The sequence below is a fragment of the Flavobacterium sp. genome (assembly GCF_044360715.1).
Classification (GTDB): Bacteria; Bacteroidota; Bacteroidia; order Flavobacteriales; family Flavobacteriaceae; genus Flavobacterium.
Genome location: NZ_JBIKJY010000003.1, coordinates 107,522 through 117,632 on the forward strand (window position 1 = coordinate 107,522; position 10,111 = coordinate 117,632).

At 33.1% G+C, this 10,111-nt stretch carries 8 protein-coding genes; 5 read left to right on the plus strand and 3 right to left on the minus strand.

The window, feature by feature from the left end:
* Positions 1 to 38 precede the first annotated feature (38 nt).
* Both ACIQ16_RS01925 and ACIQ16_RS01930 read right to left on the minus strand, forming a co-directional pair.
* Complete coding sequence (locus ACIQ16_RS01925) at positions 39 to 1,781, minus strand: DUF6029 family protein (RefSeq protein ID WP_396148306.1); 1,743 nt, start codon at positions 1,779 to 1,781, stop codon at positions 39 to 41.
* Positions 1,781 to 2,263 carry a TlpA family protein disulfide reductase gene (locus ACIQ16_RS01930; protein WP_396148307.1) on the minus strand — a complete coding sequence of 161 codons (483 nt, stop codon included), beginning with the start codon at positions 2,261 to 2,263 and terminating at the stop codon, positions 1,781 to 1,783. The genes ACIQ16_RS01925 and ACIQ16_RS01930 overlap by 1 nt, the downstream gene beginning before the upstream one ends.
* Positions 2,264 to 2,373: 110 nt before the next feature.
* On the opposite strand from ACIQ16_RS01930, the gene ACIQ16_RS01935 reads away from it, so the two are divergent.
* The 3 genes from ACIQ16_RS01935 to ACIQ16_RS01945 all read left to right on the plus strand — a co-directional run bounded on the left by ACIQ16_RS01935 (position 2,374) and on the right by ACIQ16_RS01945 (position 7,571).
* Entirely contained in the window at positions 2,374 to 3,198 is an 825-nt protein-coding gene (locus ACIQ16_RS01935) for an Omp28-related outer membrane protein (RefSeq protein ID WP_396148308.1), read from the plus strand.
* 106 nt (positions 3,199 to 3,304) lie between these two features.
* Positions 3,305 to 6,823, plus strand: a complete 3,519-nt coding sequence (locus ACIQ16_RS01940; RefSeq protein ID WP_396148309.1) for a T9SS type B sorting domain-containing protein — start codon at positions 3,305 to 3,307, stop codon at positions 6,821 to 6,823.
* Between the two features lies 1 nt (position 6,824).
* Positions 6,825 to 7,571, plus strand: a complete 747-nt coding sequence (locus ACIQ16_RS01945; RefSeq protein ID WP_396148310.1) for an enoyl-CoA hydratase/isomerase family protein — start codon at positions 6,825 to 6,827, stop codon at positions 7,569 to 7,571.
* Between the two features lie 198 nt (positions 7,572 to 7,769).
* Here the strand turns inward: ACIQ16_RS01945 and ACIQ16_RS01950 are convergent, their stop codons facing one another.
* Entirely contained in the window at positions 7,770 to 8,372 is a 603-nt protein-coding gene (locus ACIQ16_RS01950) for a 2OG-Fe(II) oxygenase (protein WP_396148311.1), read from the minus strand.
* Between the two features lie 65 nt (positions 8,373 to 8,437).
* Between ACIQ16_RS01950 and ACIQ16_RS01955 the strand changes: the two genes are divergently transcribed.
* Both ACIQ16_RS01955 and ACIQ16_RS01960 read left to right on the plus strand, forming a co-directional pair.
* The gene (locus ACIQ16_RS01955; protein WP_396148312.1) at positions 8,438 to 8,890 is read left to right on the plus strand and encodes a 6-pyruvoyl trahydropterin synthase family protein; all 453 of its coding nucleotides are present in this window, start codon (positions 8,438 to 8,440) and stop codon (positions 8,888 to 8,890) included.
* Between the two features lie 123 nt (positions 8,891 to 9,013).
* Positions 9,014 to 9,961: a tRNA dihydrouridine synthase gene (locus ACIQ16_RS01960; protein WP_396148313.1), complete on the plus strand. Its 948-nt coding sequence runs from the start codon at positions 9,014 to 9,016 to the stop codon at positions 9,959 to 9,961.
* Positions 9,962 to 10,111 lie beyond the last annotated feature (150 nt).

The window sequence follows — 10,111 nt, forward strand, 5'->3', positions numbered from 1 at the left end:
ACTTTTGCATCCACTTTTTAAAATTCTTTAATATTTTTTTAAAATGAAGTTGTAATTTGTAGCCCTAAACCAGTACTTGGTGGAACAAATCGGCATACGCCACCTGCACAAACTAAACCACCACGTTGACGGCCATAATTTAATGCAACTCGCGTGCTTCCTTTTTTATAAGCGGCTCCAAAATTATAGAAGTGAATATCAAATAAATCTGTTTCACTAATGGTAAGCGTTTTATGATCAAAGCCATAATTATACATATCCATAGCAAATATTGACCAGTTTTCATTATGATTGTACTCTATGGTTCCTGCTGCCCAATTTTTTCTGTCATTATCTGCCCACATATGTTCTAAACCAAAAGTAATCGATTTTGTTTCAGATAATTGATAGGTTGATTCTGAAAATACAGTGTGAGAATTAATAATATATTTATTAAATATTCCTTGAATTTGTTTGTTGTTGTAATACTGATTGATATACGTAAAAGCCGTTTTAAAATTTTTGGAAACCTTTTTCGTGATTTCTATATTATAATCTGAAAAATACTTTTCGTTGGCATTAAACAATTCAGCTTGATAATTTTGGATGTTTTCTCCGGCATTATTCGTATATCTGAATTTAGCTTTTAAATTATACCAAGAAGAAACATTTAAATTGATTTTTGTTCCATATTTTCCTCCTAAAACAGAACCTTTTTTGAAGTCGTAGAAAAAATCAAATTGACCTCCAATTTCTCCAAATTTGTTTATCTGTGTTGATTCATCCATCACTACTTGAAATTGGGCTTGATACACATAAATATTTGCCAAATTAGAATGATGTTGTTTGGTTAAACTTGGAACGAAGTTCAATATTTTGTCGTTATAATTTAAACTTGTACTTGAAAGTGTTGGATAATTATCTAAATTTCTTTGTGCTAATAATTGCATATTTTCAACACGTCTTAAATTGGCGTCAAAACCAATTCCTTTTTTAGAATATCCAAAATTCACTAACAATGCACTTCCTTCTTTTGCAAAATTGGTGTCTAAAATATTTTGTTTAATTATAGCGTCTCGCGATTTAAAAACATATTCCGTATTTATATAATAATTTTTATATCCCAATTCAAATCGGTTTGAAAACAAATTAGTAAAAGCACTGAAATTTTGAACAGAAACTGGTAATTTTTCGTATCTACTAACAGCACTAAAACCATATTTAAAATCGAACGCATCAATATTTAAAAGTTGACTAACGTTAACATCCGTATTAAATCCAAAAACATCGCCATTTGCCACATCAAAACCAGTTCTTGCCTTTCCGTATAAAGCTGTAAAAGAAATTTCATCAATTGGCGAGTACACCACTTTTGCACCACGTAACGCATTATTAATCCCTAACGATCGGTCTTCCCAGGTTCTAAGTGCCAATCCACTTCCAAATTGTACGTAATAATGACCTAAAGTTATATCTAATTTTTTTGATTTATAATTGGCGTAATACGTAGCAAAATTTGTACCCTTGTATTTTGGATTAAAATTTAATAACGCCTCATTCATATACGATTCCACTTGCGTTCCAAAAGTAAATTTTTTGTAATTGAAATTTACATTGAAATAATTGTTGGCGCGTAATGGCACAGTGTCGTGATTGATTCCTCTGTTTTTATCATTGGTGTACCATTGACCATTTCTTTCAAAACTACCATAGACTTTTAATTTCGTTTTGGTAGAATCGGCATTCTGAGCAAAAGCACAAAGTGCTGAAAATAAAAACGTAAAGCTGATTATTTTCTTCATTATTTAAGCGCTTTAATTTGTTCTAATAACTGATTTTCACTTCCTGGTGTATGACCATTTTGAGTAAAAACTATTTCTCCATTTTTAACTACTGCTGTAAAAGGAGGATTTGAAATGCCTAATGCTCTTTTAAAATCTTGATTGGTATCCAATAATATCGTGTATTCCCAACCTTTCCCGTTAACTAAAGGTTTTACTCTTTTATTGGTTCTAGCATCATCAATTGAAACGGCAATAACTTCCACATTGGCTTGTGATTTCCATTCATCATATACCTCACTAATTGCATCTAATTCTTGAATACAAGGCGCGCACCAAGTAGCCCAAAAACAATACACATATACTTTGTCTTTTTCTATGAAATTTTGTGTAGTAGAAACAGTTGTTCCTTCTAAATTTTTAAGTGAAATACTTGGCAATTTATTTTGCGAAAACCCTAATGCACAAATAAATAGCATTACATTTAAAACTAGTTTTTTCATTATTCTGAAGTTATTTATTAGCAAATAAAAGATATTTCCAGCATTATAAAAAATTTTTTTAAATTTGCATAAGAAGTTTGAAGCCAAACTACTGAAAAACAAAAAATTATATGAGAAAAATACTGTTCGCTACAATTACTTTTTTAGGGTTAATAAATATATCTTGCATCTCAAATGATTGGGAAGATAATTCAGTTAATTCTGCAGTTATTGAACAGCCCATATCTGGAAAATTTTTAAAAAATGTCCTAATTGAAGACTATACTGGAACTTGGTGTCAATATTGTCCGAGAGTTTTACATGGAATTAAACAAGTAGAGTCGGAACAACTTCGCGCCTATCCTGTATCCATTCACCGAAGCGTTGCCTCATCACCGGATCCTTATAATTTTCCAGCGGCACCATTAGAACAATTAATTGGGGTAACAGGATATCCAACTGCTATGTTAAATAGGAAGGTTCTGTGGGATAATGAAATTTCTACAACAGAAGTAAAAAACCAAATTAAACTAAATGCTGATTTAGGAATTGCCTTAAATTCAACAATTTCTGGAGGAATTATAAACTTAAGTGTAAATGTTAAATTTGTTTCGAATTTTTCTGATTTAAAACTTGTAGTTTATGTTCTAGAAGATGGTTTAATTTACAATCAAGTAAATGCAACATCATATTTTAATGGACAAAATCCAATTGTTAATTTTGAACACGATCATGTTTTAAGAGCATGTTTAACTGATTTAGTTAATGGCGACGCATTAACAGGAACAAATACTGGAGCAACAGTTACTAAAAACTTTACTGTTACTATACCTTCTAATATAGCTAATGTTGCTAATTTGAATTTCGTTGCATTCGTTTTAGATGCAACAGGAAAAGCCATTAATGTAAGAGGAGCTGCACCAAACATTACTCAGACATTTCAAATTAACCCATAATTTTTTACTAAAAAGTTAAAAAGGGTACCTAAAGGTGCCTTTTTCTTTTAATGTAAATAGAATTAAATAAAAATAGAATAAATTTGCTTTTCTATACTTTTAACAAATGAAAAATTTATATATTTTACTAACTGTTGTTGGAATTTTTACTAGTAACGCTCAGTTGAGTAATAAGCACTGGTTACCACCATTGCACTCAAGAGATGCTAATAACATTGAAAATCAATATTTATATATTTCAACTCCGGAAACAGTACCTTTTCAAGTAACGGTAACAACTGGAAATGGAACGCCAATTGCTGGTTCACCATTTACAATTTCACAAACAACTCCAGTAGTGGTTTCTGTGGGGTCTGGACAACCTACTGACATGTTTTTAGATGTTAGTGATGTTAATGTTATTAAAAATGACAAAGGACTAATATTACAAGGGACTAAAGACTTTTATGTGAGTTTCAGAATGCGTGCAGCAAATCATGCAGAAACATTAATTTCCAAAGGTAGACCAGGCATCGGAACATCTTTTAGATTAGGTAGTACTCCACAAGGGGGAGAAGTAACAATCAGAAATTTTGTTTCAAGCGTTATGGCAACAGAAAACAATACGGTAATTAATTTATCCGATTATAATTCAAATGTTGTTTTTGTTTCTGGTGCCGGAAATATCACTTCAGATACTCAAACTTTCACTTTAAATGCAGGAGAATCAATCGTTTTTTCAGGTTATACGAATGTATCAGCTAACTGGACTGGTTTTATAGGCGCTTCATTAACTGCAACAAAACCTGTAGCAGTCAGCACAGGTAACGCAACTGGTGGAGTATCGGGTAACGGATCAGATTTTACTTTAGATCAAATAGTATCTTCTTCTCAAATTGGAACAGAATATATTTTTATCGAAGGTAACGGCTTACCTTTAATGGAATCACCTTTAATTATTGCTGATGCTGATAATACTGATATTTTCGTTAACGGAAATACAGTTGCAGCTACAACCTTAAATGCAGGCGATTATTATTTAGTTCCTAACTCTAATTATCAAGGAAGTGGTACTAATAAAAACATATACGTAAAATCATCAAAGCCGGTTTTTGCCTATCAATTAATTGGTGGAGATAACTCGTATCCTACTTCTGGGTTGAATTTTATACCGCCACTTAGTTGCTTTTTTCAAGAATCGGTTTATTTGCCTGCAATAAGTGAAATTGGACCCCTTGTTGGAACCTCTCCATACAGTGCAGACTTAATGATTTTAACCTATTCAAATGCCACAATTACAATAAACGGAAATCCAATTAATACGTCACAATCACAAGCGGTTCTTGGAAATGCTGATTGGGTTACTTATAGAATTTCTGGTTATTCTGGTGATGTAAATGTAGTATCTACAGGGCCCCTAGCAGTAGGTGTATTTGGTGCAAGTGGAGCGGCAGGATATGCAGGTTACTATTCTGGTTTTGGTAGCGCACCTCAAGATACTCCAGTTACTGTTTGTTCGTCCATTACTACTAATTTATTTGATGCAATTAATGGTAATCCAGGAATTGGAGGTACTTGGACAGTTCCTACTGGAGGTGCGCCATTAACTGGAAATATTTTCAATCCAACTATGAATATAGCAGGTGAATATATTTATTCATTCACGAAGACTTGTAATACAGCGCTAACTTTTATTAGTGTAAAAGTCAATGTTACCATAGAACAAGCTAATAACGCAGGTACAAATAATACAAAAGATACCTGTAAAAGCGCAACTCCTTTTGATTTATTCCCTTTATTAGGTCCAGGAGTGACAACTGGCGGAACTTGGTCTTTTAATGGTGTTAATAGGCCAAATAGTACTTTTAATCCAGCTCCAAATAATGATTTAAGCGGAACGTATACTTATACGATTCCTGCGAGCGGAGCTTGTCCGGCATTATCTTCAAGTATAGTGGTAACTAATTATGATGTGCCAACTTTAGTGAGTATTACCGATTTAAAACTTTGTGATGATGCATTAGACGGTAATGACACAAACGGTCAAACTACATTTAATTTAACTCAAAAAACGGCTGAAATCTTAAATAATCAACCAAACGTTACTGTTACGTATCACTTATTACCAAATGAATCGGTTTCTGGTGCAAACGCAATTACATCCTACACTGGACCAAATACTACCATTTATGTTAGACTATTCAACACGCTAACAAATTGTTTTAATACCACTAGTTTTAATTTAGTAGTAGCGCCATTGCCTGTTCTTAAGCCAGTTATTGAACCATTAAAACAATGTGATACTGATACAGATTTGATTACAGATTTTAATTTAACTGAAGCTAATGTACTTTTATCTAATCAAAATAATTTGACTTTTACTTATCATGCTTCGCAATTGGATGCTCAAAATGACGTCGCACCACTTACAAATACATCGAATTATAATTCTGCAAATAATGGATTGGTTTGGGCAAGAATTGAAAATGCTGATGGTTGTTTTAGAACAGCACAAGTTGACTTACAAGTTTCTGCAACACAAATACCAGCTACTTTTCAAAAGATAATTTTGGAAGAATGTGATGATTATATAGATTTAAACGATACTGATACTGATGGTATTGATTATTTCGATTTTACAGGTCCAACAAATAGTTTTGCATATGCTACAACTACAATTTTAGATCCATTTTTAGATAGTGCCAACTTAACGGTAACGTATTATACTTCCGAAGCACAAGCTTTAGCAGAAGCAAGCCCAATAGATACCACTGACCCAGATGGATTTAGAAACACAGTTCCAAACCTTCAAAATATTTGGGTAAGAATTGACAGCAATACAAATAATGATTGTGTTGGTTTGGGTCAATATTTAGATTTAAAAGTCAATCCGTTACCCAATTTTGATATTATCGATTATAAAATTTTATGCGTACAACCAGGTTCTGGAGCTGGAAGTTTTGCTATTAATGCCACACCAACCGTACCCGGCAATTATACCTATACTTGGACACCAACTAATCCAAACACAACGGGAGGACAAGAAAATGCTATTTTTAATGCGGGTACATCAGGAATTTATAAAGTAGTTGTTACCAATACAGCGACACAATGTTCAAAAGAAGATCAAACGGAATTGTTTATTTCTTCTGCACCCAATTCTGTAAAATTAGAATTGGTTTCAGAAATTTTCTCTAGCGGATTAGCCACCATTCAGGCAGAAGTAATTGGCGGATTTGGCTCGTATGAATTTAGTTTAAATCAAGTAGATTGGCAAACAAGCCCAGTTTTTACAAACTTGCCAAATGGTATTTATACGGTTTATGCTAAAGATGTAAATGGGTGTTTACCTATTAAACAATCCAATACAGTAACTACCATTTCGTATCCAAATTATTTTACTCCAAATGGCGATACGTATAACGATACTTGGAATATATCTGGCTTAACACCTGAATTTAAAGCCAAAATTTATATTTTTGACCGATACGGAAAATTGATAAAAGAAATAAATCCGTATGCAAGTGGTTGGGATGGAAAAATAAATAGCGAAGAAGTGCCTTCAACGGATTATTGGTTTAAAATTGAATATACAGAAGATGGCGTTCAGAAAGAATTTAAATCACACTTTAGTTTAAAAAGATAATATGATAGCTTTTGTAAAACAAGAAGTAAAAAATAGTGTTGGATACATCACTTTTTTTCATCCGGCAGGAAATTCGTTTCCAAGTTCGCAATTACAAGAATTAGTGAAAACTATTCAGGATTTGGATGCGAATGAAAACGCTACTATTATTGTTTTACAAAGTGAAGGAACTACCTTTTGTGCCGGCGCTTCTTTTGATGAATTATTGCAAATTGACAATTTATCAGACGGAAAGCAATTTTTCTCTGGTTTTGCCAATGTAATAAACGCCATGCGAAACTGTTCGAAATTAATTGTTGGAAAAGTGCAAGGAAAAGCCGTTGGTGGTGGCGTAGGAATTATTGCTGCCTGCGATTATGCTATTGCCACAACAAAAGCCGATATCAAACTTTCAGAATTAACTATAGGAATTGGCCCTTTTGTAATAGAACCTGCCGTGAGCCGAAAAATTGGACACACCGCCATGAGCGAATTAACTTTAGCCGGAAACGAATGGAAATCCGCAAATTGGGCTTTTGAAAAAGGATTGTTTGCCAAATTAGTGCAACCTGAAGATTTGGATTCAGAATTAGAAAAATTCGCTTCACAATTAGCCAGCTACAACCCAGAAGCGTTAGCTGAAATGAAACAAGTATTGTGGCAAAACACATCACATTGGAGCACGTTATTATACGAACGCGCCGAAATTTCTGGAAAATTGGTACTGAGTGCTTTCACGAAGAAGGCTTTGGAAGGGTTTAAGAAATAGTCTTTTAGAAACTAATTTTTGTGTTTTAGCCCCGATAATAGCGGCATCCTTTTTAAAATTGTTGCCTGAGGCTCTCGAAGGTAACAATTTTAAAAAGATATAGCGGATAGCGGGACAAAAAGTGAACTGAAAAACAAAATATCTGCTTCTAATAAAAAAGATGCTGAAACAAGTTCAGCATGACAAAGCAATAAAAACCTAACTCGTTTTCAACCAACCCGTAATACTAAATCTTTTTCTATGAACGGGTTTTACTTCGTGTTCTAAAATTTGACTTTCAAAAATGACTACCCTGCCTTTTAGTGGGTAAATTTTTATGTCTTCTTCTGGTTTGTAAATGACCAATTCGCCACCAAACTCGGGTTGCCAATTTTCATCGTTTAAATAACAAACTATAGATAATTTTCGTCGCGTATCGTTTTTAAACACATCTAAATGACGTTTGTAAAAAGTGCCTTCAGGATACATGGCATAATGAAATTCTTTAGTGGTAATACCTAAATAACAAGTTGCATTGATATACGTTACAAAATCGTTGATGGTATTGAAAAACGTTTCTGAAGCTTTGTTTTTATCTTCTTCATTCAGCCAAAAAATATAATCGCCACGAATTTCTTCTTTCACCACTTCATCCGATTTATTTCCAATTGCCGATTTTTTAAACTCAGTTGTTTCCAATTTTTGTTCTAATTCGGAACGCATAATTTGCACCGCTTCATCTGAAAAAAAAGCATCGCAAACGGCATATTGGTTCTCCAATAAATCGGTAATTATGGTTTCGTATAGTGGATTTAATTCCATTAGTTGCACATTTGAAGCAAAGATATGTGAATAATTTCGTAATTTTGCTGTTCAATTATCACATCATGAGTAAAATTAGAATTACCAAACAATTTAATTTCGAAACGGGTCATGCCCTTTATGGCTATGATGGAAAATGTAAAAACGTACACGGACATAGTTATAAACTATCGGTTACGGTTATTGGTGAGCCGATTACAGATTCAAATAATGTAAAATTTGGAATGGTAATTGATTTTTCAGATTTAAAAAAAATTGTCCGAGAAGACATTGTGGATGTCTTTGATCACGCTACGGTTTTTAACCAGAATACCCCACATGTAGAATTAGCTAAAGAATTACAAAATCGCGGACATCATGTAATCTTGGTGGATTATCAACCTACAAGTGAAAACATGGTAGTGGATTTTGCAAATAAAATTAGGGCGCGTTTGCCTAAAGACATTCAGTTACATTCGCTACGTTTACAAGAAACAGAATCGTCTTTTGCAGAATGGTTTGCTTCAGATAATGTTTAGATTATTAGACATGTTAGATTTTTAGACATTTTAGATTAAAACACTTAATTAAATTATTCAAAAAAACTTTTTAGCATTCTAATTAATCTAAAAATCTATTATCTAAAAATCCAATATCAAATTATGAGTGTTACTTTATTATCATCTCCTTTACAAGGTTTTACGGATTTCAGATTTCGAAATGCGTTTCATAAACACTTTGGTGGTATTGATACGTTCTATTCGCCTTACATCAGATTAAACGGAAAATTAGAAATTAAAGCGTCATACGAACGTGATATTCTTCCAGAAAACAATACGACTTTAGAAGTCATTCCGCAAATTATTACGAACGATGCGGATGAGTTTTTATTTGTAGCCAAATACGTACAATCACTCGGATATAAAGAGCTAAATTGGAATTTAGGCTGTCCGTATCCAATGGTGGCAAAATGCGGAATGGGTTCTGGTTTAATTAGTAATACCGAACGCATTCATTCTATTTTAGATAAAGTGCATAGCGAAACGAATATTGTGGTTTCGATGAAAATGCGCATGGGTTATGAAAACGCAGCTGAAATTTTAGAGGTGTTCCCAATTTTAGAAAAATACCCTATAAAAAATATTGCCATACATGCCAGAATAGGAAAACAACTTTACAAAGGGCCAGTAGATTTAGACTCGTTTCAACGTTGTTTGGATGTTTCTAAACACAAATTGTATTATAACGGAGATATTACTTCGGTAGAAAAATTTAGAGACATGCAAGCTCGCTTTCCAAATATAGACCATTTTATGATTGGAAGAGGATTAATTGCCGATCCGTTTTTACCAAATATGATTAAAAATAATACTACCGAATATCCTGAAGATAGGTTTAAGATTTTTAATGCGTTTCACGATGAAATTTATCAGGAATACGATGCGTTTTTGCAAGGTCCAACGCCAATACGAATGAAAATGTTAGGCTTTTGGGAATACTTTTCACAATCATTCCCTGATGCCCAAAAAACATTTAAGAAAATTAAAAAAGCCCAAAGTAAAAGAAATTACGAACTTGCTGTTAAGGAAATATTTTCATCTAAATACTAATCATAAAAAAATCGCCTCAGTATTGAGGCGATTTTTGTTTTATTAAATAGGTTAGTGTTCTTAATTTACTTTTTGATAATTAAGAATTCACTTCTTCTGTTTTGTGCGTGTTGTTCTTCTGTGCATTCTGTGCATGGTGCTTTTGGTTGG